This is a genomic window from Brevibacillus sp. HB1.3, assembly GCF_013186635.1.
GTDB lineage: Bacteria > Bacillota > Bacilli > Brevibacillales > Brevibacillaceae > Brevibacillus > Brevibacillus brevis_D.
This window is the reverse complement of the sequence record NZ_JABMIT010000016.1, coordinates 72,654-96,415: the sequence shown is the minus strand read 5'-3', so window position 1 is coordinate 96,415 and position 23,762 is coordinate 72,654. Positions and strand designations below refer to the sequence as shown.

Genomic DNA, 23,762 nt, shown 5'->3' with positions numbered 1-23,762 from the left:
ATGGTCAGAATTTTCCGTGTATGGTAGAATAGTTTACCAACAAATGTGAATCGGAGGAGCATGTCGGATGCAAAATGATAAGCAAATCAAATTCATTAACCCTGAAACAATGCCACCTACATTCGGCTACACCCATGCGGTGGAGGTTCGCAACGCACGGACGATTTATGTATCGGGTCAGGTCGCTCTCAACAAGGAGGGCCAAGTGGTCGGTACAGGTGATTTAGCTGCACAGACAAAACAAGTTTTCGAAAATATCCGATTCGCGTTAGAAGCGGCAGGTGTCAGCTTTGATCATGTAGTGAAATTAACCTTTTTCGTGACTGATATCTCCAAGATGCACATTGTCCGTGAGATTCGAGATCAGTACGTGAATACAGAAACCCCGCCAGCGAGCTCTGCTGTTGAAGTGAGCAAGCTTATTAGGGAAGAGCTATTGATCGAGATTGAGGCCATTGCCGTGGCAGATGTGTAGTTGTCTCGTCCCCCCTTCTGTTCGATTATTCATCGTTCAGAAGGGTTTTTTTATGCTCTTTTGGGAAGATTATGGAGCGAGATATGCGGATCGGAGTTGGTTCCATGAATTATATCATCGCAGGAATAGGTTTGATTACAGTATTTTTGCTTGCTTGGCTGGCAAGTAGTGATAAAAAGCACATTCGGTATCGCCCTCTCCTCATCATGATTCTGATTCAGATCGTACTTGGCTTGCTGCTGTTGCGAACCAGTATTGGACTCATTTTCATATCAGGCATTGCCAGTAGTTTTTCCACACTCCTGAAGTATGCGTACGAAGGGATTAATTTTGTCTTCGGTGGTATTGCGAATCCGGGTGCGACACCGTTTTTCTTGCAAGTTTTGCTGCCCATTGTGTTCATATCGGCACTGATCGGCATTTTGCAGTACACGAGGATCCTCCCTTTATTCATTCAGTACGTAGGGCTCGTATTGAGTAAAGTGAATGGCATGGGAAAATTGGAGTCTTATAATGCGATTGCTTCGGCGATTGTTGGGCAGTCCGAAGTGTTTATTACCGTGAAAAAACAGCTCGGTGCCATTCCCGAAAACAGGTTGTATACGCTGTGCGCCTCTGCGATGTCCACCGTATCTATGTCGATTGTGGGTTCTTTCATGACCATGGTCAAACCGGAGTATGTGGTAGCTGCATTGGTACTCAACTTATTTGGTGGTTTTATTATTGCTTCCATTATTACGCCGTATGAAGTGGAGCCGGAAGATGACTTATTGGATCAAGAGAAGGGAGAGAAACAGGCCTTCTTTGAAATGCTCGGGGAGTACATTCTGGATGGATTTAAAGTAGCCGTGGTCGTTGCCGCGATGTTGCTCGGGTTTATTGCACTGATTGCGATGGTGAACGGGTTATTCAGTGCAGTATTCGGTATCTCGTTCCAAGCTTTGTTAGGGTACGTCTTTGCTCCGCTTGCCTTTCTTATGGGGGTTCCCTGGCACGAAGCTGTACAAGCGGGTAGTATCATGGCCACCAAAATAGTGGCGAACGAGTTTGTCGCCATCCTCGAATTTACGAAGATTCAAGGTCAGTTAAGCGAAAGAACGATCGCCATCGTGTCCGTGTTTTTGATCTCGTTTGCGAACTTTGGCTCCATCGGGACAATTGTTGGCGCGGTAAAAGGCTTGAATGAAAGACAAGGAAATGTCGTTGCCCGGTTTGGATTGAGGCTGTTATACGGGGCAACACTCGTCAGCATTTTATCAGGAATGATCATCAGCATTGTGCTGTGAAGGGGACCCTTTCCGGGGTCTTTTTTTGTTAGGGACAGTTTCGTAACCAAATGATGGGGAGTAGCGTCTATCAATTGAGATATTCGTCTTTATTTCTCGGATTGTATCCTTCATCAAAGGAATGGGAATCACGGTTGTTACGTTCTATGAGGACTCTCTGCTTCCGGCGCTTGGCAATCCAATCGATGATAGCTCCAATCAGCAAGAGACCTCCGAAAATAAGTACGACGAGTAACCAGAGTGGCATTCAACCAACACCTCACTTTTTACTAAAAGATACGTTATACCAGTGAGGAAGTTGTGATGAGACCATTCAAAAAGGAAGAAAAGGAGCGAAGTCGGGTGAGAAAATGGGTGTGTTTGACTGTAGTGGCAGGTTTGATTGTGGGGGGCTGTTCATCTGAAACGAGCGTGCCAACAGATTCTAAACAACAGCCTGTAACCGAGCAGAAGCAAGAGACGGGAAATAGCGAGGGCGACCAAAAGCAAGAAAATCAATCCGCTACTGTGCGCCAAATCACTCTGGATGATCAATTTTTAAAGCTGCTCGCCAAAAACCAAATCAGTGGCTTCGATATCCACATCGGGATGAAGCGGGAGGAGGTTTCTGCGCTATACGGCAAGGTAACCAAACAGGATTATTGGGATGGCGGGCGTTATGAAGTCTTTGAGAAGCTAAAGAGTGCGCTCATTTATTTTGATGGACAAGATCGCGTGTATGGAATTGATTTGGCCGGGCTTCATCTCAATGAAACGAATCTGGACACGATCCGTAAAAATCTGGGGACGCCTGTCAGTGAAGAGAAGAGCATGTCCGATCAGGATTATGTCATGTTTTTTGAAGCGGGAGACAACTCCGTATTTATTAGTGCAAAGGACGAGCAATCACCAGCAGACAAAATAAGAGTCATCAATAAAAAAATGATCGAGGAATCACCGCAAAAGGAATAAAAAAAGCCAAGTCAGAGGGCTCTCAAATGTGCCCTTCGACTTGGCTTTTCTATGTTTCAAAATGGTATTACTCAACCGATCTTTTTCCAAACAGAATAGCGTCGAGTGCGAACTTGGTGCTGCCGCTGATACCAAGAGCAACCAATATCGCAAGCAAAGCCAGATCCAATTCATAACCAGCTCCACCTTCACCGCCCATGAAGCCGGCAGCGAGCTTGGCTTTAAAGATCGCACCAAGCATGACAACAGACAACGCACCTGCGAACACGCGAGTACCCAGTCCCAGAATCAATGCAATACCACCTACTACCTCCAGGAAGGCTACGAGATACGCAATGAATGCAGGGAGTCCCATGGTCCCGAAGAAACCAGCAACATTCTCCAGCCCCATTTGGAATTTAGCCACTCCGTGAATGGCAAAAGTCAGACCAGCAATCACACGTAGAATAAGTGTGCTCCATTCAAAACGATTAGACATGTATGAATCCCTCCGAAAATTTAAATGAGTAATAAAGTTACTTTTCGTTAGTAAGTATACAATAATAATTTCCTAAGTCAAGTGATTCAACAAAATCCCAGTAGTTGGCAAGTGTGATTTTCAAGGTTGATTCACATCATTGCTTTTGATGGATGGAACAAAGAGCGGTATACTGAAAGGAGAATGAGGTGATACCTATGAAACAGTCTACCCTCTGTCCAAAGTTCGAAAAAGGTATGCAGTTGTTGGGGAAGCGATGGACAGGTCTAATTCTATTCCAGTTGTTGTCGGGACCACAGCGATTTTGTGCATTGGAAGGGGCCCTGCCAGTAAGCGGAAGGCTACTTTCTGAGCGTTTGAAGGATTTGGAGAAGGAAGGACTCGTACATCGACAGGTGTTCACTGATTCTGCTCCTGTCCGCGTAGAGTATTCCTTAACGGAAATGGGGAAAGCTTTGACTCCAGTGCTCAAAGGGATTGAGTCTTGGTCGCAGAGCTGGATCGAGTTGAATGCAGACGAAATGGCGAACGACAGCGAAGAATAACACAGCCTATATAAAAAAGCATCAGGAGGGTATGCCTGACGCTTGCCACGATGAAAACCCCTGGAGACAGGGGTTTTTCCGTTATCCGTTAGTTAATCTTCAAGAAGGGTCTTCGTTCTTTTCCTGCAAAGCCTTCCACTTTAAAAATTCAATATGGCGCTTGACCTCAATTAGATCCTTCTCTGTCAGGCCATCGACATCCAAAAAGGTCGCCGGTGTTTCCCGGACAGAACCGCGTTGCCAAGATGGTTCCTCCGTTCGACCGTGGAGAAAATCGGTGGATACTTCAAATAAATCTGCGACTTTGGAAATCAGATGAACATCGACGCCCTTCTTTTCACCTGACTCGATCCGCGAAAGTACCGTATTATGTATGCCAAGCTTTTCAGCTAATTGAAGTTGTGACCATTGTTTTTGTTCGCGCAGCCATTTTATGCGTTGACCAACTATGGACATCGTGAGACCACCTTTATCGTTTTGGCAATTCCATTCTAACAATTTTCCAAAACGGAAAAAACAAGATTGCTAATATGACAAAATCTGTATTGACTTTGCTAAAATTGAAAGGCTATGATGTAACTATAAATATTTGCCATTTTTGCAAATTAGGAGGGGATAACTGGTGGAACGGCTCAACCTCCCGTTTATCGCGCAACGACGTAATGAGTGCAAGCTAACCTTGCAAGAAATGGCGGAAGCACTCGGGTTTCGAAATGCTTCGACATACTTGAAGTACGAGAAGGGAGAATATGACTTCAAGGCTAATCATTTGCCAGTGTTGGCGAAAAAGCTACGATGCAGCATGCTTGATCTTTTTATCAGAATGGTTTGCTGATTTAGCAAAAGGGGTGGGATGGATTGAACGCTTGGGAGGCAAATAAAAGGCAGCTGGAAATATGGAGAAAGACCGTCGCTTACGAAATTGAAATGATGGCGCCACAGAGTATGCCGGCTTGCGAGGGATTTCTCGAGCGCTTAGTCATGTTTGAAAAGGAGTTGGAAAACAACGCGCGATGCCCATATAGTACGACACATGGTGGGAATGATGCCGGGTCGCGTCCGTTACCCATTCAGGAAACAGAAAAAAGCCCGGTACGGATTTCACCGTGACCGGGCATTCTTTATCTTTTACAGCTTGCTGATCTCTTCTTTTAGCAGCTCGGAATGGGTTCCGAAGACGACTTGCACGCTTCCTTGACCCAGTCGCATAACACCTGCTGCACCGAGGTCCTTCAAAGCTTTGTCATTGACCTTCTTGTCGTCCTTTAAGATGAGACGCAAACGAGTGATGCAAGCGTCTACGCTAACGACGTTTTCTTTTCCACCAATGTGGGTGAGCACTTGGATCGCTTTATCCTGCATCGAATTGTTCCTTCCCGTAGCTGTAGTTGTCATTTCTTCGTCGTCCTCACGTCCCGGGGTCTTGAGGTTCAGCTTCACGATTAGGAAACGGAACAGGGCGTAGTAGACCACGGCGAATGCCAGACCAATCGGGATGATCATCCAAGCATTCGTAGAGAGGTGGTAGTTGATACCGTAGTCGATCAGACCCGCTGAGAATCCAAAGCCGTGCTTGATGCCCAAAGAGGTCACGATATACCCGGACACACCCGTCAATATTGCGTGAACAAAATACAAGAGTGGAGCAGCAAACATAAACGCAAACTCAACTACCTCGGTAATACCAGTCAGGAACGAAGCGAGAGCTGCACCAATAAACATAGAAGCAACTACTTTGCGTTTTTCAGGACGGGCTGAGTGAATAATAGCGAAAGCCGCTCCAGGAAGTGCGAACATCATGATCGGATAGAAGCCAGTCATAAACATTCCTGCTGATGGGTCTCCCGCAAAGAAACGATGCAAGTCGCCGTGTACCACTTTTCCGGTCGCATCGGTAAAGTCACCGATTTGGAACCAGGCAATCGCATTGAGTACGTGGTGCAGACCAAATGGAACGAGCAATCGGTTGAAGAATCCGAAGAAGAAGGAACCTGTTGCGCCGAGACCTACGATCCAAGAACCCAATGAGTCAAGGGCAATCTGGATCGGCCCCCAAATGATTCCGAAAATCAAGCCGACGACAACCATGGAAAGGGAAGTGACGATCGGGACGAAGCGTTTTCCACCAAAGAAGCCTAGCCATTCAGGCAGCTTGATCGAATGGTAGCGGTTGTAGAAAAACGCTGCAATCGCACCGGCCAAAATACCGCCAATGACACCCATGTTCAGTTTTACATCATCCGCAATGAAAGGCATGGCAGCAGGAACAGCTGCAAGTACTTTCGTCAATACGACGTAGGCAATGACGGCGGCCAAAGCAGCAACAGCATCTCCAGCCAAGCCAATCGCAACACCGATAGCAAAGATTAATGCCAGGTTGTCAAAAATGGCTGAACCGCCAGCAGCCAAAAGCGGAGCGATGTACGTGTCCATAAATGCACCAAAGGCACCGAGATTGAGATCCTTCTCGAATTTGAGAAGACCAAAGCTTTGCAAAATCGCTGCGGCTGGCAACGTTGCGACCGGGAGCATGAGGGCTCTCCCAATCTTTTGCAGAAAAGCGAGCATAGGATAAAACCTCCTTGGAATGGGATGAATTTATCAGGGAAGCCGCTCTCCGGATGAATGGCAAAATGATGAGGGCACAAGGAATAAGCCGGAGAGAGACCATTCTGATCGATATGTTGGAAGCGCTTTCACTACTCGGGCGACAAAACCTTTTATAAGGCTTTGTCTTTCAGATACTGAACGACCTCGTCTACAGTAGAGAGTGTAAGGACGTGTTCAGCCAATCTTTTCGCTTCCTCTAAGCTGGTGGAGCGGATACGTTCTTTGACTTTTGGCATGACTGAAGCGGCACCGCTGAACTCATCGAGCCCCAATCCGAGCAAGAGCTTGGTTGCCAACGGATCTCCCGCCATTTCCCCACACAGCCCGGTCCAAATACCTGCCCGATGGGAAGCCTCAATGACTTGGGAAATCAGTCGTAATACGGCTGGATGGTAGTAGCTGTACAGCTCAGCGATATTGGCATTCATCCGGTCTACTGCCAGCGTATATTGAACGAGATCATTCGTGCCGATGCTAAAAAAATCTACCTCTTTCGCAAACGCATCTGCTTGCAGGCAGGCACCCGGAATCTCCATCATCATGCCTATTGCGATTTTCTCGTCAAAAGCGACCCCTTCTGCCCGTAGCTCAGCTTTTGCCTGCTCTAGCAATCGCTTGGCTTCACGCAGCTGCTCCATATGGGAAATCATCGGGAACATGATCAGCAGGCGACCGAATGCACTGGCACGCAAGAGCGCGCGTAATTGCACTAGGAACAATTCCGGTCTCGCTAACGAGATGCGCATGGCGCGGAAGCCAAGGAACGGGTTTTCCTCCTGTGGTAGCGCGAGTGCTGGCAAATGCTTGTCGCCGCCAACATCCAAGGTGCGAATGATGACTGGCTTGTCGCCAAAAGCAGCGGCTACATGCTTGTATGCAGCAAATTGTTCGGCCTCATCGGGAAGGGTGCTTCGATCCATGAACAAAAACTCGGAGCGGAACAAACCGATTCCTTCTACACCCGATGCGATCAATGCATCAGATTCTTCTGGCACAGCCATGTTTGCCATCAGGTGAACACGGTGGCCATCGGTGGTTTCGGCAGGCAGTTCCTTAATGGCTTCGTACAATTGGCGTTCTTTTTCTTCTTGTGCGGCTTTTTCCTGATAGGCAGCCAGTGTATCCGCATCAGGCGAAACAATCAGTTTTCCAGAGGTTCCATCGATGATCAGCAAGCTTCCGGAGTCTACTTTTTCCATCAAGGCATCGCCTGCACCCATGACAGCGGGAATCCCGAGAGAGCGTGCCAAGATGGCTGCATGAGAGGTAGCGCCGCCTTTTGCCGTGACAATTCCTCGTACATGCTGGAGTGGAAGCTGAAGCGTCTCGGATGGGGTGACGTCCCAAGCAACCAGAATAAAAGGCTCTTCCGGGTAGGAGATGACGGTGTCACCGCCCGAAATATTTCGAATTAGACGGCGGCTCACATCACGAATATCATCCGCGCGCTCTTTCATGTAGGCATCGTCCATACTCTCAAAGAGAGCGATGAACTGATCGGCTACTTGTGAAACGGCGGTAGATGCCGCGAGTTGTTGATTTTCAATGAGCGCACTCATCTCCCCGACAAATGCCGGGTCATCCAGAAAGGCGATATGAGCAGAGAGGATGGCTGCTTTTTCCGAGCCTAATTGTTCCTCTGTCTGTTCTTTTAGCTTTTCTAGTTGTTCGCGTGCTTGCTCTACGCTCTTGCTAAATAGTCCTAGCTCCTGAGTCGTATCTACCGGAGTGATGGACTCTGCCTGCGTGATGGCTGTTTCGTGTGTGAGGCGTAAAACAGGGGCAATCGAAATGCCAGCGGAAACCGGGATTCCTTTTAACATACATCCTTCACCTTCCTGTCCGTCGTTTACACTATATGTTTGACGAGGATTGCTCCAATAGCTGCTGAATCGCAGTTGCTACGTTTTGTTCATCCGCTCCATCGATCTGAACGGTCAAGGTGTCACCTTGGGAGACACCCAACGTCATGATGCCGAGAATGCTTTTGCCATCTGCGTGTTTTGTCCCTTTGCTCAGCGTAATCTTTGACTGAGATTGCGACGAACAATTCACGAGTAGAGCAGCTGGTCTCGCGTGGAGCCCACCCTCTACATTGACGGTTACTTCAAATTGAACCATGTTGTACCTCCCCCAAACATGCACTTCGCTTATTTTAAGACAACAGTCATGAGTGGCTCTTGACCTGCTTGCACAGTTGCTTTTGCCACTATATTTTTTTCAGCAACACGATCACCGTTTGTAATGACGATGGGTGTCACAATCGGACAGCCCGCATCCTCCAGTACGCTCTTGTCGAATTGAATGAGCTTGTCGCCAGCTTTTACTTGATCGCCAACGGAGACAAATGGGGTAAAGCCCTTCCCGTTTAATTTCACGGTATCAATTCCAATATGCATCAATATCTCAAGACCACTTTCAGTCGACAGCCCGATCGCATGGTGAGTAGGGAAAAGATGCGTTACCTTTCCATCGACAGGGGAGACGAGAGTGTCTGCACTTGGCAGAATCGCTACACCATCACCGACGACTTTACCTGCGAATACAGGATCAGGAACTTCGGACAGAGGGAGTACGGTACCTGTTAATGGTGCTAGAAAGGTTACCTCTTGTTGTTGTTTTTTCCGGGAAAATAGACTGCGTAGCATAATATCCTCCTTTTGCGTCTGAACCAAAAAAGGCATGAGACGGTTGAATTCATACGACGACATACTTACTATGTCCGTATGATCTCACCGCTCATGCCTAGTCGAGCTAGTAACACGCAGGATTATGATTTAATTTTGTTGTAATAAGCGATAAAGGTGCAGAGCCATGTAACCAACCTCGTCTTCCGGTACAGCGATCTCGAGACGGGTGGAGATGTATTGAGCCAGCTCTGTTGCCAATTGATAGGCTTCTGGCATGGTGGTTTTGACTCGGTCCAGAAGCGGGTTCTTGATGAATTTTTGTTGACGGATGCGCTCAACGGCAAAGCGCAAATGGGTAATGAGGCGAACGTAGTCAATCGTACTGCGTTCAATCGTAATGGCTGTTCGCTCTTCAATCAGGCTTACCAACTCCGTGATGATGTTGGTGAATTGGACAGCCTTTTTTACTGGGACGTAGCTGATCGCGGAATGAATGTGCAAGGCCAGAAATCCGATTTCACTGTCGGGAATGTCCAGGTCGAATGCGTTTTTGATCATATCCGCTGCCCGGTTCGCCAGTGCGTACTCCTTCGTGTACAGCGTCTGGATTTCGAACAAGAAGGGATTCACGATCTCCATGCCGTTATTGAGCCGATAGATCGCAAACTGGATATGGTCAGGCAAGGCAACGTGGACGTGTTCGTTCAATTCTGGCGTGATCTCACTCGCAATAAGAGCGATGATTTCTTCCGCAATTCCTACGACAGCAGGATCTACTTGGCTCAGAATGTTCTGATACTGCTTCTGATGATTTTCATTTTCGAGCCTGAAGCGCTTTTCCACTCGCAAGTCATGGGAGGGGATGGTATTCCCGGGTTTTGCGCCAAATCCGATTCCTTTTCCGAACAGAACAATTTCTTGTCCGGAACCGGGTTCTTCCACGAGTACGACATTATGGTTCAACACACGCGTAATTGCGTATGTTTTTTCCTTTTCACGGGACAATCCATTCCACCACCTTTAGATAGACAAAAACGGTCCATGACCGTATTTGCTTACCGCAAGCGGTCACATCCAATTTAATGAAAAACGCCGATGAACCCATGACGTTAATCAGAAAAAAGAGCCGAAAAAACCTTTTTAACAAGAAAAAGATCTTCTCGGCTCATGCCTGCATTACCAGTAACACGCCTTGTGAAAACGCTTCAATTAAAGCTTATAATAGCTCACGTCTCGTACATTGTCAATTACTCCGTTGGCGGGAAAAACGCAGTGGGCAGGAGATGCAGCAGCCTGTCCCGAATTGTTTGAACCAACAGGATAAGGGCAAAACAAAGCCAGGCGGAAGCCCCATTAGCAATCCGCCTGTTTTGTTACTTGGTGTACTTGTCGGCAATCGTAGATGCACAGAAGGAGTTCGGTTTGATCTCGGCACGAAAGTGATTGGTTTCTGCTAAGCTCAACAAAGACTGGATAAACTTACGGGTAGGACCATTCATGCCGATATCAAAATGCAGGCGGATGGGAGTATCTAAGTGGCGGTCCCGCAAATATTGGCGTACTTCTGTGGCAAGTCCGACTGCGTACATCGCTTCCTGGAATATACGCTGCTGCAAGGATGAGTACCGGCGTTCCTGAAATTTGTGATAAAAGAAGGTACCCCCATGGCCGGGACGGATCACTGTGATAACAAGGGCAAAAAAAGTCCCGCGGCTTTTTAATTGAGAGTCGGCTCCCACAATAATTTCAAATGGACCACCTATTGATGAGATGGTATGTTCGATGTGGGAAAACACTTCTTCTTTTGCCAGTAGACCTCTAGTCGGACTGTGAAAGCGATCAAATAACGTATTTGCAGAGGTTAAGCCCACTCACATCCCTCCAGAAAGAGGCTAACAATGATTTGCATACTTCTCCTTACATCATTAATGTATGTAATCTCGCAGATAGTATGTGAACGGGTAGGGACAAAAACTTCTTGAATCAACTTTTTTGTGTAAAAAGGTCCGTTTGTTCGGGACGAAAGAATGTTTTTTGAAGGAGCTTTAGGGAAACGTGATACAAGCAAATGAACATGATTATTATATGAAACAAGCCATGGAAGAGGCCCGGAAAGCCGCTGCGATTGGTGAGGTTCCAATCGGTGCGGTCATCGTGCGCGACGGGGAAATCGTAGGTCGCGGCTACAACTTGCGGGAAACACAAAAAGACCCTACCTTGCACGCGGAATTGATCGCGATACGGGAGGCGAGTGAACGCTTGGGTGGATGGCGCTTGATCGGGTGTACGCTGTACGTGACGTTGGAGCCGTGTCCGATGTGTGCGGGCGCAATCGTTCAAAGCCGCATCGAACAAGTCGTGTATGGCGCTCGCGATCCGAAGGCAGGATGTGCCGGGACATTAATGAACCTGCTCGCGGAGCCGCGCTTCAATCATCAGGTGCCAGTCATCGAGGGTGTGCTTGCAGAGGAATGCGGGCAGATGCTCAAGGACTTCTTTCGTGGATTGCGCAAAAAAAGACAGCCGGTACAGGAATGACCGGGCTGTCTGGAAAAACCGTCTGTCCTAAAATGCAGGCGGTTTTTATTTGTTTACGTTTTGCAGCATGTGAAGCTCTTCTTCAGTCAGTTCGCGATACTCACCAGGGGCAAGGGACGGGTCAAGGTGAAGCGGGCCCATACGAATCCGTTGCAGATAGGCAACATGCAGGTCGAAGGCAGCAAACATCCGCTTTACCTGATGAAACTTTCCTTCCATGATGGTGACACGAATCTCTGACGTTTCTCCCGAAGAGATAATCTCCAGCTTGGCTGGCAGTGTAGTGAAGTCCTCTAATTCCACGCCTTTGGCAAACTCCTGAACATGATGCTCAGTGACCCGGCCCTCGATACGTGCAAAGTACTCCTTGTCCACTTTCTTTTTCGGGGACAAGAGGCTATGGGAGAGATGACCGTCATTGGTCAAGAGCAGGAGACCCTCTGTATCAATATCGAGTCGGCCTACTGGGTGCACTTTGATTGCCCACTCGTACGGGAGAAGGTCCACTACGGTTTCATGGACATTGTCCTCTGTAGCTGAAACCACCCCGGGTGGTTTGTTCAGCAAAACGTATACCCAGCGCTTAAAGTTAAGCGGTTCTCCATCCACAAGGATTTCTTGCTCCTCGGCAATGACATGCATTCCTGGGTCTGTTGCGACAACGCCGTCTACGACGATCAGTCGCTGTTTTACTAATGCTTTCACTTCCTTGCGCGTGCCGATTGCCATATTGGCCAGCACCTTGTCCAAACGTTCACGTTTCATATATGTTCCTCGCTTTTCTTCTGATCGGATACCAATCGTGTGTGCTGTTATTAGTTTGGCCTAATGAGCCGCGCAAATCAAGGGGCATACAGAGGAATGAGTCTTGACATTTTTGACTGTATTTTGCTATAGTAAGTAATGTTTCTGACAAACTAAATATGGAGAGATACCCAAGTGGTCATAAGGGGACGCACTCGAAATGCGTTAGGCGTCGTGAGGCGTGCGTGGGTTCGAATCCCACTCTCTCCGCTTAGAGTTACGTAAATGGAAGCATATTTTTGCCGCTTTGGCAAAGATGTGCTTCCATTTTTTTATTAGCTGTGCCGCCACTAGTAAATGCCGCTGCATCCGCTATTGCGATGGGACTTTCAATTCTGGAAAATCCATTCCCCTCACTCTACATTTCATAACGTTATATGTCGATATATTTAGTGGTTTTATATATTTGCATCTGAGGAGTGGAGAGCATGAGTGGCAAGTTGGGAAAGACAATGGGGAGAACAGGGCTTTCGCTTCGCACCAAATTACTTACGGGGTTTCTTACAGTAGTTGTGTTGCTGGCATTTGTCAGCGTTTTTGCATTAAGCCAGATCAAAGGAGTGACCACGATATCCGGGGACATCAATAAGTCATGGATGCCAGCCGTTACCCTGCTTGGCACGATGAATGGAGACATTTCCGACGTGGAGCGTCTTGCGCTCGATATTATCGTTGAACAGAACGAGGAGGAGCTCACGAAGCAGAAGAAGGTTCTGGATCAACTGCTCGTCAAAATCGAGGATGAACGGAAGCAACTTAAGACGCTTGTGTATGCCAGCAATAAGGAAGGCAGTGAGGCTGCCAATCTTTTTGAAGAGTTTAACAGCAAATACGATGCATACTTGGAAAAAATGCCAGAGTTCGTGAAGTTGGGCAGAGAAAACAAATATGATGAGGCAAGCAAGTTACATAGCGTGGCCTACCCATTGTGGTACGAGGCCAATGATAATATCAAGAACTTGATCGATATATATAATGAGGGGGCCGGACAAGTTAGTCAAAGCGCTTCGGAGCTTTCTGAGCAAGCGTTTGTTATCATTATGGTGTCTATGTTCGCTGCGGCGGCCATTGCGCTGCTCATCGCCTTCTTCATGTCACACATCATCTCAAAACCTGTCCAGAAAATGAATCAAGCCGCTATCCTAATCGCGAGTGGCGATCTAACGGGCGAGACGATTGTACTGCGTAACAAGGACGAGTTGGGCACGCTGGCGGCTTCCTTCAACACGATGACAGCGAATCTGCGCGCCATGATTGAATCGGTGGCTACGACTTCTGAGCAAGTAGCAGCTTCGTCGGAGGAACTGCTAGCGAGCGCCGAGCAAAATGCGCAGGCATCGGAGCAAATTTCCCAAACGGTCGAGGAACTGGCCGTAGGTACCTCTGAACAGGTCAATATTGTCAAGAACTCCTCGCAGGCCATGGGCGAAATGGCTTTGAGTTCGGAACAGATCGCACAGCTGGCACAGAGCGTATCGGTATCGGCCGTTGACGCGGCCAAACAATCTGAGGAAGGTAATATGATTATCAAGTCAGCGGTCGAACAGATGAGTGCTGTCCGGAATTCCATCACGTCCCTTTCCGAGCTGGTTATGGGTCTGGGAGAACGTTCGGCAGAGATTGGAACGATCACCGAGGTCATTAACAATTTGGCGAGTCAGACGAACCTGCTGGCGCTGAATGCGGCGATTGAGGCCGCCAGAGCCGGGGAGCATGGTCGCGGATTCGCTGTCGTTGCCGAAGAGGTTCGGAAGCTGGCCGAAGAATCCTCGTTGTCTGCGCAGCGAATTACTGACCTCGTGCAGCTGATCCAGAATGATACAAGGCAAGCGGTTGAAGCGGTTAAAATGAACAGCGACGAGACGCGAAGCGGCATGGAGATTGTCACAGCAGCCGGACAGGCATTCGAGAATATCTCGAATGCGGTCAACAAGGTGGCAAGTGAGATTCAGGAAGTATCCGCAGGCGCGGAACAGATGGCGGCAAGCGCGGACGAGGTCGTCAATTACGTAGAACAGATTTCGGCGATTGCAGAGGAAGCATCTAGTGGAGTGCATAACGTATCTGCCGCTACGGAGCAGCAGCAGGCTTCCACAGAGGAGATCGCTTCGTCAGCGGATTCCCTCTCCAAGATGGCGGAGGAGCTTCAGGAGCAGATCAACAAGTTCAAAGTATAATTCAAAACCAGACTGCTTCTTCTGTTTGCTTGGGCGGCAGAAGAAGCGTTTTTTTCGGAAAAGCCTCCACTGAATAACGTATTATCGTCAAAAGGTGCTGTCCTCCTAGATAAAAGCTTAGGTGGGACAGCATTTTCTTTTTTCTATCAAAAAAACTGTAAGCAAATCTCATTTTTGCGTCTAATAAGGTACAAACCCATAAAAAGGAGCGTACGAATGGATTCCGATGACCGAATAGAGCGATGGTTCCAGCAATACGGCCATGATATTTACAATTACCTCGCGTATTTTACCGGACGTAGAGATGTCGAGGATTTAGTCCAGGAAGTTTTTACGAAGGCGCTTAGAGCCTTATCAAGCTACGAAGGAAGGGCACAGCCCAAGACATGGCTTCTGACCATCGCACGCCATACAGCGATTGATAATAGGCGAAAGCAAAAAATGATGGACTGGTTCCCCGAAAACGTCCTCCGACTCCTCACTTCCAAAGAGCGTACACCTGAGAAGGCATTGGTGTTAAAGGAACAATTGCAAGAAGTATATGAAGCGATGAATCACTTGAAAAGCACGTATCGAGAAGTTCTCCTCCTGCGGTTGATCGAGGGAGTATCTACAGCAGAGACAGCAGAAATCTTGGGCTGGAGTGAAGCTAAAGTCAGCACGACGCTCCATCGAGCGATCAAGGAATTGCAAAAACAAATGGGCAATAGCGGCAGGGAGGTCAATTTACATGACGCCATCTTTTGAAGAAAAAGAGATAAGCACAGTGCTGCAAGCATTTCCGTCGCTTCAGATGGACGAGGGCAAACGACGTGAAATCGCGAGTCATATCCGGCGAGAAAGGCAGCTGCTCGTACAAATGAAAAAGCGCAAAAAATATGCCAAGGTAATCGGAGGCGCAGTTGCTTCCTTTGCTTTATTGTTTATCGCTTATCAGTGGATGCCTTCGGAGGCTGTGCCGAGCGCACAACAGATGAATACAGATGGGAGTCAAAAGGCACAAGCCGCAGGAACGACATCCCAAACAGATAAGGTTCTGACCCTCGATTCACAAATTCAGGAGTATATAGAAGAAGCGATACATAAGACCAACAAAGCCTATCAGCCTGAAAATATGACGGTAATTGTTACCAATCCAAATAACGGAGAAATTCTTGGGATGGGGAATCTGAAAAGACCAACTGACCGAGTTCCACACATAGTCAGGGCGATGCCAGATCCTGTGGCTGCATTTCCGATCGTGACGTTGGCGGCTGCTATTGAAGAGGGGAAGTATACGGACAACGAAACTTACGATTCCGGAACCTACGAGATTACCACAGGCAAGTTTATAAAAGACAACAATAATGGTGCAGGTTGGGGGAAGATTTCGTATTTAGAAGGTATCCAACGTTCTTCAAATGTCGCTTTTGCCAAGCTCAGTGAACAGATACCCAATGACTCATTACAGCAATATTTTGAGCGGTTCGGTTTTGGAGCGAAAACTGGTACCGAACAAATAAATGAACAGCCTGGAAAGATACCAAACATGGATACTCCCTATGATAAGGCAATGGGAGCTTATGGACTTGGGGGTTCTGCCTCTCCCATTCAACAAGTAGCTGCTGTCGGGGCCATCGCCAACGGGGGGGAATTGATGAAGCCCCATGTCACGAGGGAGGAAACGAATCACATTGATAAAGGAAGTCGAGTCATATCAGAAGAAACAGCCAAACAGGTTCGAGAAATTTTAGAGACGTTAGTAAACAACAAACCTGGCACAGATACAGCCTTTTCCATAAAAGAACATACAGTCGCTGGGCGTACAGGAATAGTGCAGAAACGCGACCAGCAAGGAAATTTCATCGATGGAAAATATACGTATTCTTTTATCGGATTTGCACCAAGCGATGATCCAAAGCTATTGGTTTACATAGCTGTTGATAACCCGAATACAGACCTCTGGGTAAGATTATGGGGTCAAGAAATTGTTGCTCCCCCTTTCAAAGAAATCATGGAAAACAGTTTGCAGTATCTCCAAAAAAGATAATCAACCCATCCATCAAGAAAGGAAGCATACCGGCATACCCCTAAAGGTATCCGAATGCTTCCTCTTTTTGTTTTCCCCACTCTACTTCCTACAAAAATAAGGCCCACACCACTTGGTTTCATGGGTCTTCACATAGGTCCACGTAAAGTCCTTATCCACGACGTACACATCGTATTCCTGTTCCAAGTCCGCGACAGAAAACCTCGCAGCATTTTCCAAGATCAACACTTCGTTGGAAAGCTGGTAAAACACATAGTACGACTCATGGGCCACCTGCTGAAAGGCTTCATCCGCTTCCTCGCGTTCAAGACAATCCCTCAGTTTATAGCTGAATAAATGCCACAGATACCCATGGTAGCTGTCTTTATTTTTGAGAAAAATCCTCTCTTTATCCTCTTCGGTCAGATGGCTCGCAAAATGCTTTTCCCATTCTTCCCGTAAGTATGGTCCCCAAATAGACAGCTCTGTTGTCTTCGTGTTCTTTTCCTTCATCCGGTCAGCTAGTTTCATTGGGCGCCTCCATGTTGACACAAGTTCATTTCTAAGAAAATACGTATGAAAGAGTAGGTCGGTCACGTTTCGACTATTGACAAAGAAAAACGAGGCGCATATCATAATACCTATAGGGGTATATGTATAAAGTTGATTGATCACATTTTCATTCAAAAAGTAGGAGGTAGACAACATGTCCGTACAATCGAATTTTTCTGCTGATAAAACATTAGATTGCAAAGGCTTGGCATGTCCAATGCCTGTCGTACGCACAAAAAAAGCAATGGAAGAGATATTACCGGGTCAAGTGATGGAGGTACAGGCGACGGATAAAGGGTCATTGGCTGACCTGAAGAGCTGGGCAAACAATACGGGGCATGAATATTTGGGCTCGATTCAGGAGGGGGAAGTCTTGAAGCATTTCCTGCGAAAAGCGAGTATCCATGAGGTGAAGGAGGAGACGAATTTCTTGCGGACTATTTCTAATGAAGAACTGCAAAAAAAGCTGGAAGCCAACGAGAAGCTAACGCTCATTGATGTGCGAGAAGCGGCGGAATACGCTTTTCACCGCATTCCTGTAGCCATTTCGATACCCCTGGGAGTATTGGAACAGCGTTTGGATGAGCTACAGCCCGATGACGACATCTATATCATCTGTCGATCCGGCAAACGCAGCGATATGGCATGTCAGTTGCTGGCCAATAAAGGTTTTACCAAAATCACCAATGTGCTACCGGGTATGTCCGGCTGGACTGGCCCGGCAGAAAAACAATAAGGGGGAGAGAAAGATGATGGAACAACAAACAAGTGTGAAGGCGTTGGCAGCAAACGAGCTAACGCAGCTTCTTTTTGCGCAGGAGGAACTGTTTATTCTCGACGTTCGCAATACGAGCGATTACGAGAATTGGCGAATCGAAGGGCATCGAGTCGTGAGCATGAACATCCCTTACTTTGATTTGCTGGATGGGGTGGAGGCTGTTCTGGAGAAAATCCCTGTGAATCAAAAGGTGTTGGTCGTCTGTGCAAAAGAGGGCTCGTCCATTTTTGTCGCAGAGATGCTGGCAGAAGCGGGCATTGCGGATGTTTCTTACCTGCAAGGTGGCATGAAGGCGTGGAGTGAGCATCTGGAGCCAGTGAAGGTAGGAGACCTCGGTGATGGCGGTGCGATTTATCAGTTTGTCCGCATTGGGAAAGGCTGCTTGTCTTACATGATCGTATCAGGAGGGGAAGCGGCTGTCGTCGATACATTGCGGATGACGGATGTGTACGAAGCATTTGCAGCCAAGCATCAATGGACGATTAAGCACACCATCGATACCCATCTGCATGCCGACCATATTTCTGGTGGAAAGAAGCTGGCTGATCGGCTCGATGCATCGTATTGGCTTCCAGAAAAAGATGCGGAAGAAGTTACGTATTCCTATCGTAAGCTAGAGGAAGGGCAGGAAATCCAAGTGGGGGCAACCAAAATCGCGATCCTGCCGATCTACTCTCCCGGACATACCATCGGGAGTACGTCACTGCTTGTCGATGATACGTATTTTCTCACGGGAGACAGTCTGTTTGTAGCTTCGATCGGACGTCCGGATTTGGCTGGGAAAGCAGAAGATTGGGTGGGAGACCTGCGTAACACCTTGTATAATCGATACAAAGAGCTTCCCGAGCATTTAGTTGTGTTGCCTGCACATTTTGGCAGCTACACGGAGCTTGGTCCAATGGGTGTCGTATCTGCCCGGCTAGGAGACTTGTATCGCAACAATCCAGGGCTAACGATTGCGGATGAAGGTGAATTCCGGCATATCGTTACGCATCATTTGCCGCCGCAGCCGAATGCGTACCAAGAGATTCGTCAAGTGAACATGGGGAAATTAAAACCGAGCGAAGAGGAACAACAAGAGATGGAAGTAGGGCCAAATCGCTGCGCCATTCACGATAAATGACGGAAAGGCTGTTCAAAAAATCGTCTTTTGATCACGCATTAATATAACAGGGGGAATAAATGATGGCGGATATTGTTGTAGATACAAAAGGCCTGGCTTGCCCGATGCCAATCGTCAAAGCAAAAAAAGCAATGGACGGAATGCAATCCGGTCAAACCATGGAGGTACTCTCGACGGACAAAGGCTCTCTGAACGACTTCACCGCTTGGGTCAAGCAAACCGGGAATGAGCTGGTTTCCCATGAGGTTGAGAACGGTGTATACAAATTTTTAGTGAAAAAGCTGTAGGGAGACAGAAGCGAGCACTTTTGGATGAAGCCGCTAACGGTTCGTGTCGTGCTCGCTTACTCCTGATTTTCATAAACGATACGTACGCCAAGGTGCGTATAGATTTCTTCTTTGTAATGGCCATTTGGGCATTGCTTTTCACTGAACAAGGCATTATTGTGTGAGCGCAAAGGTTCTTGGCAGGTGGGGCACCGATGCTGAAAAATGGATTTGAAAAAGGGAATCATCGAAATCACCTTATTCACAGTTATTTACTTGGAATTAATTTTACTTGAAGATGGTTCATTTGAAAAGAGTGTTGAGCATTCCGATGTGTTAGGTAGGAATGCAAGGAGGATATATGGACGTTTTGCTGCTTCTGCTCATGGTCTCTATCGGTTTTGTCGGCTCCTTTTTTTCCGGGTTGCTTGGGATTGGCGGAGCGATCATCAGCTATCCGATGCTCCTGTTTATACCACCGGCACTAGGGGTAGCGCAGTTTTCCGCCCAGGAAGTTTCGGTGATATCGATGTTTCAAGTATTTTTCGCGTCGCTGTCTGGCGTACTGGCTTTCCGCAAAAGAAACGGGAAAAACTCGCCCTTGATTCATAAAGGACTCGTTAGAGATATGGGGGTAAGCATCCTGGCGGGAAGCCTGATTGGTGCAGCCCTCTCCCGATACTTGTCGAATGAAAGCATTAATTTGGTGTACGGGATACTGGCAATCATCGCTGTGATTTTGATGCTCGTGAAAAATAGAGGGACAGAAGCGGCAGCAGGGGAGGTCGCATATAATCGCATCATTGCTGCTGGTGCTGCATTTGTTGTGGGAATCGTATCCGGGATTGTCGGTGCAGGGGGAGCGTTCATCCTCATTCCGATTATGCTGACCGTGCTGAAAATACCTACGCGGGTGACGATTGCCTCATCTTTGGCTATTGTATTCATCTCCGCAATAGGTGGTGTGATCGGGAAGCTGTCGGGTGGGCAAATTCCGCTCTTGCCCGTTTTGTATACGGTCATCGGAAGTGTTTTGGGGGCGCCGGTGGGCAGTATGGTCAGCGCCAAGAGCGATGTGAAATATTTGCGTTATGGCCTGATTGTGCTGATCTGTGGAACGGCGATCAAGATTTGGAGTGACATTCTATAAGGAAAGATGCTTTTCGTTGCAAAAGCTTCTTTCGCTTATTTTTATACCTATACAAGTATGAGTATTATGAAGGGGTGTTCTTACATGGAAAAACAAAAAGAAAAAACGACGATCGTGTTGTTTAGCGGTGACTTGGATAAAGCAATTGCAGCCTTTATTATTGCGAACGGAGCTGCTGCCTATGATCATGATGTCACGATTTTCTTCACCTTCTGGGGACTCAATACGATGCGCAAGGACGAGATCGTGAAGGTAGAAAAGGGATGGCTTGAAAAAGCGTTCGGTTGGATGATGCCAAGGGGCGCCAAGAAGCTCGGACTGTCTAAAATGAACATGATGGGCATGGGTCCAGAAATGATCAAGCATGTCATGAAAAAGCACAATGCCCTGACGCTTCCACAACTCATCGAGCTGGCACAAGAGCAGGGAGTGAAGCTGGTCGCTTGTACGATGACGATGGACTTGCTTGGCCTCAAACAGGAGGAATTGCTCGATGGAATGGAGTATGCAGGTGTAGCTGCTTATTTGGGGGATGCGACACAGGCAAAAGTAAACCTGTTTATTTAAAACAGCTCGCGTAGGCGCTTGGCTTGACATTGCCTGTATTTCGCATAAGATACCTGTATACGTATGCCTTGTCGTGAAACAGGAGGAATTCATATGGATTACAATTACAGTGACGATATCAAAAGACGTTTAAAACGAATCCAGGGACAGGTTGGCGGTGTGCTGAAAATGATGGACGAGCAGAAAAACTGCAAAGACGTAGTAGCGCAGCTCTCTGCCGTTCGCAACGCTTCAGACAAGGCGATTGCCCAGATTGTAGCGGAAAACCTGCAACGCTGTTTGCTAGAGGAGCAGGCTGCTGGAGGAGACACGAGCAAGCTGGTGAAAGAAGCCGTAGAGCTTTTGGTCAAGAGCCGTTAAACCGATTTTGGAGAGGAGCTTTCTATGAGTTTCACTACGATTCTTTTGCTGTTCGCCTATGCGGTCATTATTTGGTATATCATCTCTCGCTTCCTTCCTGTAAAGGGATTGGAAAATCTCAAGTCAGATCAGTTCAAGGAACGGGTTAACCAAAAAAGCAGGGTGCTGCTCATCGATGTACGCGAACCGCACGAATATAAAGCGGGTCACATTCCATCAGCAGTGAATATCCCTTTGTCTGCGCTCGACCAACGTGCAAAAGAAATTTCCGGCAAAAACGATATATTGCTATACTGTCGGAGCGGGATGCGTAGCAAGCAGGCAGCAAAAATTTTAAAGAAACACGGCGTTTCGCAGATGGCTCACCTGCAAGGCGGGTTCATCACCTGGAATGGTCCGAAAAAAAAGAAGTAACAGCTAGCACCTGGTGTATGTGTGAATACCCCGGTGCTTTTTTATGTGTGAAAAAAACAGGGTTGACATTTTGTTTTGTTGTAACTAAAATGATTACAACAGGGCGATGCGGTAAAAGCCTATTCTTTTTAAAAGTGTTGTAACTAATACGGTTACATCTACAACATACAAAACGGAGGGAATATCATCATGAAGATTGCAATTGTAGCAGCAAGCGGCAAAGCAGGTAAGGTAATTATGAAAGAGGCGTTGGATCGTGGTCATCAAGTGACAGCGATTGTGCGTGATGCATCCAAAATCGAGCAAAAAGATGTAGCTGTGATTCAGAAAGATGTGTTTGACCTGACAGCGGCAGATTTGAATGGATTTGACGTAGTCGTAAACGCTTTTGGCGCACCAGCAGGTCAAGAACATCTGCATGTCGAGTCTGGGAAGGCTCTGATTGAAGCATTGAAGGGTGCACCTTCTACTCGTCTGCTCGTTGTAGGTGGTGCAGGCAGCTTGTTTGTAGACGAAGCCAAAACACTGCGCCTAGTAGAAACTCCTGATTTCCCTAAGGCTTACTTGGCAACTGCACAAAAGCATGGAGAGTACTTGCGTGTATTGGAAGAGTCAAACGGCATTCAATGGACGTATATCAGTCCATCTGCCTTTTTTGACTCAGCAGGAGAGAGAACAGGCGCGTACCGACTCGGAAAAGACCAACTGTTAGTGAACGCGAACGGACAGAGCTATGTGAGCTATGCTGACTATGCAGTGGCGATGCTCGATGAAATCGAAAATCCGAAGCATCAAAATGAGCGCTTCACAGTAGGCTCCTAATCTCGATTGAAATTAGGCTCTACCTGAACAAAAAGACCAGCTTCCTACCAAAGGATAGCTGGTCTTTGTTGTGTATCGAGATTATCGGCCAATCCCACCAACGAATGGGTAGGAAAACGGGCGTCCATTTAAGGAGTAAAGGATACCTTTAATCGGGTAGTAAATCGCCATCAGTCCAAACACAATCAGGAACGGAATCCCGATCAACAAGAAGGTGAAGAACCAGGAAATCGCGATGAGCACCGTCATAATGATGTGGAAGAACAAAGCTTGCAGCGCCATATTTTTGGCGTCACGATTTTGTACGAGAAGCCAGACCAGAATGGGCACAAGGATCGGTGCAAAAAATGTGCTAGCGTGCGTTATGACTTTTACACCTCTATAATCCATAAATAAGTCCTCCTTGATTCGATGTAAAACTTGATCTAGTGACATTGTAACGTATAGAAATCACTCAAAAAACCATCATAAGCGTGATTATTTACTCCGACTATAGACGGAGGAATTTTTATTTACATTCGTTTACTGTTATAGTAGTAAGAAAATCTTTCGTTTTTGGTAGATAATTCGTAATGTTTTTTGGATATGATATAGGGATAAGCAAGAACTGAGAAGGGAGTATATAAACATGATGATCGATTGTCATCATCCATCCAGCTTGAAGGATCGGATGATGTTCTTCTATAATTTTTTGCGGTCACCTGGCCAAGTAGGCAGTATTACTCCTAGCTCCCGTGCGCTTTGTAAACAAATGGTTGCGCCCATCGACTGGGAGCAAGCACATACAATTGTGGAATTAGGAGCAGGAACGGGGATTTTTACGAAGTGGATCGAGCAAAAGAAAAAACCGGAAGCCGTACTGGTATCCTTTGAAAAGGAGACCAAGATGCGCATGAGGTTGGAACCACAATTTCCCGATGTACGATTCCACGAAGATGCGGTGGATTTGAATCGGGTTCTTACGGAAGCAGGGTTGGGGAAAGCCGACTGTATTTTGTCAGGATTGCCATTTGCCAACTTCCCACAGGAGCTGCGTGATCAAATTATGGATCAGGTATATCATGCTCTAAAACCAGGCGGAGTATTTGTCGCCTTCCAATATTCGCTGCAAATGAAAAAGCAGCTTTCCTCTGTATTTGAACAAGTATCGGTGAAAATGGTTCCATTGAATCTGCCACCTGCCTTTGTCTACATCTGCCGAAAGGATGATGGTGAGGGTGTCGGCTAG

At 47.2% G+C, this 23,762-nt stretch carries 31 protein-coding genes and 1 tRNA gene; 20 read left to right on the top strand and 12 right to left on the bottom strand.

All coding sequences use genetic code 11. From position 1 onward, the window contains the following. Positions 1-67: 67 nt before the first annotated feature. Entirely contained in the window at positions 68-475 is a 408-nt protein-coding gene (locus HPY31_RS26795) for a RidA family protein (protein WP_172143082.1), read from the top strand. A gap of 104 nt (positions 476-579) precedes the next feature. After that, positions 580-1,761, top strand: coding sequence for a NupC/NupG family nucleoside CNT transporter (locus HPY31_RS26790; RefSeq protein WP_172143081.1), 1,182 nt, complete (start codon positions 580-582; stop codon positions 1,759-1,761). Between the two features lie 70 nt (positions 1,762-1,831). On the opposite strand, the gene HPY31_RS26785 is transcribed toward HPY31_RS26790, so the two are convergent. After that, complete coding sequence (locus HPY31_RS26785; RefSeq protein ID WP_016740869.1) at positions 1,832-2,008, bottom strand: hypothetical protein; 177 nt, start codon at positions 2,006-2,008, stop codon at positions 1,832-1,834. Positions 2,009-2,103: 95 nt separating this feature from the next. Between HPY31_RS26785 and HPY31_RS26780 the strand changes: the two genes are divergently transcribed. Then, positions 2,104-2,712: a hypothetical protein gene (locus HPY31_RS26780; RefSeq protein WP_371811799.1), complete on the top strand. Its 609-nt coding sequence runs from the start codon at positions 2,104-2,106 to the stop codon at positions 2,710-2,712. Positions 2,713-2,779: 67 nt separating this feature from the next. Here the strand turns inward: HPY31_RS26780 and HPY31_RS26775 are convergent, their stop codons facing one another. Continuing rightward, positions 2,780-3,190 (bottom strand): DoxX family protein, encoded by a 411-nt coding sequence (locus tag HPY31_RS26775; protein WP_016740871.1) that lies wholly within the window; start codon positions 3,188-3,190, stop codon positions 2,780-2,782. Positions 3,191-3,387: 197 nt separating this feature from the next. Here HPY31_RS26775 and HPY31_RS26770 point away from each other — a divergent pair, with 197 nt between their 5' ends. After that, the gene (locus tag HPY31_RS26770) at positions 3,388-3,735 is read left to right on the top strand and encodes a winged helix-turn-helix transcriptional regulator (protein WP_012683816.1); all 348 of its coding nucleotides are present in this window, start codon (positions 3,388-3,390) and stop codon (positions 3,733-3,735) included. A gap of 99 nt (positions 3,736-3,834) precedes the next feature. Here HPY31_RS26770 and HPY31_RS26765 read toward each other — a convergent pair whose 3' ends face one another. Then, a complete protein-coding gene (locus HPY31_RS26765) occupies positions 3,835-4,191 on the bottom strand; it encodes a helix-turn-helix domain-containing protein (protein WP_026134077.1) in 357 nt (118 codons plus the stop codon). A gap of 166 nt (positions 4,192-4,357) precedes the next feature. On the opposite strand from HPY31_RS26765, the gene HPY31_RS26760 reads away from it, so the two are divergent. Beyond that, positions 4,358-4,570, top strand: coding sequence for a helix-turn-helix domain-containing protein (locus tag HPY31_RS26760; protein WP_012683818.1), 213 nt, complete (start codon positions 4,358-4,360; stop codon positions 4,568-4,570). Between the two features lie 23 nt (positions 4,571-4,593). Further along, a complete protein-coding gene (locus HPY31_RS26755; RefSeq protein ID WP_064202271.1) occupies positions 4,594-4,845 on the top strand; it encodes a hypothetical protein in 252 nt (83 codons plus the stop codon). 18 nt (positions 4,846-4,863) lie between these two features. Here HPY31_RS26755 and nagE read toward each other — a convergent pair whose 3' ends face one another. The 6 genes from nagE to HPY31_RS26725 form a co-directional block, all read right to left on the bottom strand. After that, complete coding sequence (gene nagE / locus HPY31_RS26750; RefSeq protein WP_016740874.1) at positions 4,864-6,303, bottom strand: N-acetylglucosamine-specific PTS transporter subunit IIBC; 1,440 nt, start codon at positions 6,301-6,303, stop codon at positions 4,864-4,866. A gap of 152 nt (positions 6,304-6,455) precedes the next feature. After that, the gene (gene ptsP, locus HPY31_RS26745) at positions 6,456-8,168 is read right to left on the bottom strand and encodes a phosphoenolpyruvate--protein phosphotransferase (RefSeq protein WP_172143079.1); all 1,713 of its coding nucleotides are present in this window, start codon (positions 8,166-8,168) and stop codon (positions 6,456-6,458) included. Between the two features lie 31 nt (positions 8,169-8,199). Then, the gene (locus tag HPY31_RS26740) at positions 8,200-8,466 is read right to left on the bottom strand and encodes an HPr family phosphocarrier protein (RefSeq protein ID WP_012683821.1); all 267 of its coding nucleotides are present in this window, start codon (positions 8,464-8,466) and stop codon (positions 8,200-8,202) included. A 29-nt stretch (positions 8,467-8,495) separates the two neighbouring features. Next, positions 8,496-8,993 carry a PTS sugar transporter subunit IIA gene (locus HPY31_RS26735; RefSeq protein WP_172143078.1) on the bottom strand — a complete coding sequence of 166 codons (498 nt, stop codon included), beginning with the start codon at positions 8,991-8,993 and terminating at the stop codon, positions 8,496-8,498. Positions 8,994-9,122: 129 nt separating this feature from the next. After that, complete coding sequence (gene glcT, locus HPY31_RS26730; RefSeq protein WP_172143077.1) at positions 9,123-9,980, bottom strand: glucose PTS transporter transcription antiterminator GlcT; 858 nt, start codon at positions 9,978-9,980, stop codon at positions 9,123-9,125. A gap of 368 nt (positions 9,981-10,348) precedes the next feature. Next, positions 10,349-10,846: a ribonuclease H-like YkuK family protein gene (locus tag HPY31_RS26725; RefSeq protein WP_172143076.1), complete on the bottom strand. Its 498-nt coding sequence runs from the start codon at positions 10,844-10,846 to the stop codon at positions 10,349-10,351. Positions 10,847-11,030: 184 nt separating this feature from the next. Between HPY31_RS26725 and tadA the strand changes: the two genes are divergently transcribed. After that, a complete protein-coding gene (gene tadA, locus HPY31_RS26720) occupies positions 11,031-11,513 on the top strand; it encodes a tRNA adenosine(34) deaminase TadA (protein ID WP_016740879.1) in 483 nt (160 codons plus the stop codon). 45 nt (positions 11,514-11,558) lie between these two features. Here tadA and HPY31_RS26715 read toward each other — a convergent pair whose 3' ends face one another. Then, the gene (locus HPY31_RS26715; protein WP_064202264.1) at positions 11,559-12,278 is read right to left on the bottom strand and encodes a pseudouridine synthase; all 720 of its coding nucleotides are present in this window, start codon (positions 12,276-12,278) and stop codon (positions 11,559-11,561) included. 160 nt (positions 12,279-12,438) lie between these two features. Here HPY31_RS26715 and HPY31_RS26710 point away from each other — a divergent pair. From HPY31_RS26710 to HPY31_RS26695, 4 genes are all read left to right on the top strand, one after another. Continuing rightward, positions 12,439-12,527: transfer RNA gene (locus HPY31_RS26710), tRNA-Ser, on the top strand. A gap of 218 nt (positions 12,528-12,745) precedes the next feature. After that, complete coding sequence (locus HPY31_RS26705; RefSeq protein WP_172143075.1) at positions 12,746-14,494, top strand: methyl-accepting chemotaxis protein; 1,749 nt, start codon at positions 12,746-12,748, stop codon at positions 14,492-14,494. 216 nt (positions 14,495-14,710) lie between these two features. Continuing rightward, the gene (locus HPY31_RS26700; RefSeq protein WP_172143074.1) at positions 14,711-15,241 is read left to right on the top strand and encodes an RNA polymerase sigma factor; all 531 of its coding nucleotides are present in this window, start codon (positions 14,711-14,713) and stop codon (positions 15,239-15,241) included. Beyond that, a complete protein-coding gene (locus tag HPY31_RS26695; protein WP_172143073.1) occupies positions 15,225-16,523 on the top strand; it encodes a peptidoglycan D,D-transpeptidase FtsI family protein in 1,299 nt (432 codons plus the stop codon). Before HPY31_RS26700 ends, HPY31_RS26695 begins: the two co-directional genes overlap by 17 nt. An 81-nt stretch (positions 16,524-16,604) precedes the next feature. Here the strand turns inward: HPY31_RS26695 and HPY31_RS26690 are convergent, their stop codons facing one another. After that, positions 16,605-17,033 carry a DUF4275 family protein gene (locus HPY31_RS26690; protein ID WP_172143072.1) on the bottom strand — a complete coding sequence of 143 codons (429 nt, stop codon included), beginning with the start codon at positions 17,031-17,033 and terminating at the stop codon, positions 16,605-16,607. A gap of 175 nt (positions 17,034-17,208) precedes the next feature. Here HPY31_RS26690 and HPY31_RS26685 point away from each other — a divergent pair, with 175 nt between their 5' ends. The 8 genes from HPY31_RS26685 to HPY31_RS26650 all read left to right on the top strand — a co-directional run bounded on the left by HPY31_RS26685 (position 17,209) and on the right by HPY31_RS26650 (position 22,534). Further along, the gene (locus HPY31_RS26685) at positions 17,209-17,790 is read left to right on the top strand and encodes a sulfurtransferase TusA family protein (RefSeq protein WP_172143071.1); all 582 of its coding nucleotides are present in this window, start codon (positions 17,209-17,211) and stop codon (positions 17,788-17,790) included. A gap of 13 nt (positions 17,791-17,803) precedes the next feature. After that, a complete protein-coding gene (locus HPY31_RS26680; RefSeq protein WP_172143070.1) occupies positions 17,804-18,955 on the top strand; it encodes an MBL fold metallo-hydrolase in 1,152 nt (383 codons plus the stop codon). Between the two features lie 62 nt (positions 18,956-19,017). After that, a complete protein-coding gene (locus tag HPY31_RS26675; RefSeq protein ID WP_007719853.1) occupies positions 19,018-19,242 on the top strand; it encodes a sulfurtransferase TusA family protein in 225 nt (74 codons plus the stop codon). Between the two features lie 340 nt (positions 19,243-19,582). Further along, positions 19,583-20,371 carry a sulfite exporter TauE/SafE family protein gene (locus tag HPY31_RS26670; RefSeq protein WP_016740889.1) on the top strand — a complete coding sequence of 263 codons (789 nt, stop codon included), beginning with the start codon at positions 19,583-19,585 and terminating at the stop codon, positions 20,369-20,371. 84 nt (positions 20,372-20,455) lie between these two features. After that, positions 20,456-20,938 carry a DsrE/DsrF/DrsH-like family protein gene (locus tag HPY31_RS26665; RefSeq protein WP_007719857.1) on the top strand — a complete coding sequence of 161 codons (483 nt, stop codon included), beginning with the start codon at positions 20,456-20,458 and terminating at the stop codon, positions 20,936-20,938. A 93-nt stretch (positions 20,939-21,031) separates the two neighbouring features. After that, positions 21,032-21,298, top strand: coding sequence for a metal-sensitive transcriptional regulator (locus tag HPY31_RS26660; RefSeq protein WP_016740890.1), 267 nt, complete (start codon positions 21,032-21,034; stop codon positions 21,296-21,298). Between the two features lie 24 nt (positions 21,299-21,322). Beyond that, on the top strand, positions 21,323-21,712 hold the full coding sequence (locus HPY31_RS26655) for a rhodanese-like domain-containing protein (protein ID WP_172143069.1): 390 nt from the start codon (positions 21,323-21,325) through the stop codon (positions 21,710-21,712). A 189-nt stretch (positions 21,713-21,901) separates the two neighbouring features. Further along, on the top strand, positions 21,902-22,534 hold the full coding sequence (locus tag HPY31_RS26650) for an NAD(P)-dependent oxidoreductase (protein WP_172143068.1): 633 nt from the start codon (positions 21,902-21,904) through the stop codon (positions 22,532-22,534). 81 nt (positions 22,535-22,615) lie between these two features. Here HPY31_RS26650 and HPY31_RS26645 read toward each other — a convergent pair whose 3' ends face one another. Continuing rightward, positions 22,616-22,924 carry a DUF4870 domain-containing protein gene (locus HPY31_RS26645; protein ID WP_012683838.1) on the bottom strand — a complete coding sequence of 103 codons (309 nt, stop codon included), beginning with the start codon at positions 22,922-22,924 and terminating at the stop codon, positions 22,616-22,618. A gap of 238 nt (positions 22,925-23,162) precedes the next feature. Between HPY31_RS26645 and HPY31_RS26640 the strand changes: the two genes are divergently transcribed. After that, complete coding sequence (locus HPY31_RS26640; RefSeq protein ID WP_016740893.1) at positions 23,163-23,762, top strand: class I SAM-dependent methyltransferase; 600 nt, start codon at positions 23,163-23,165, stop codon at positions 23,760-23,762.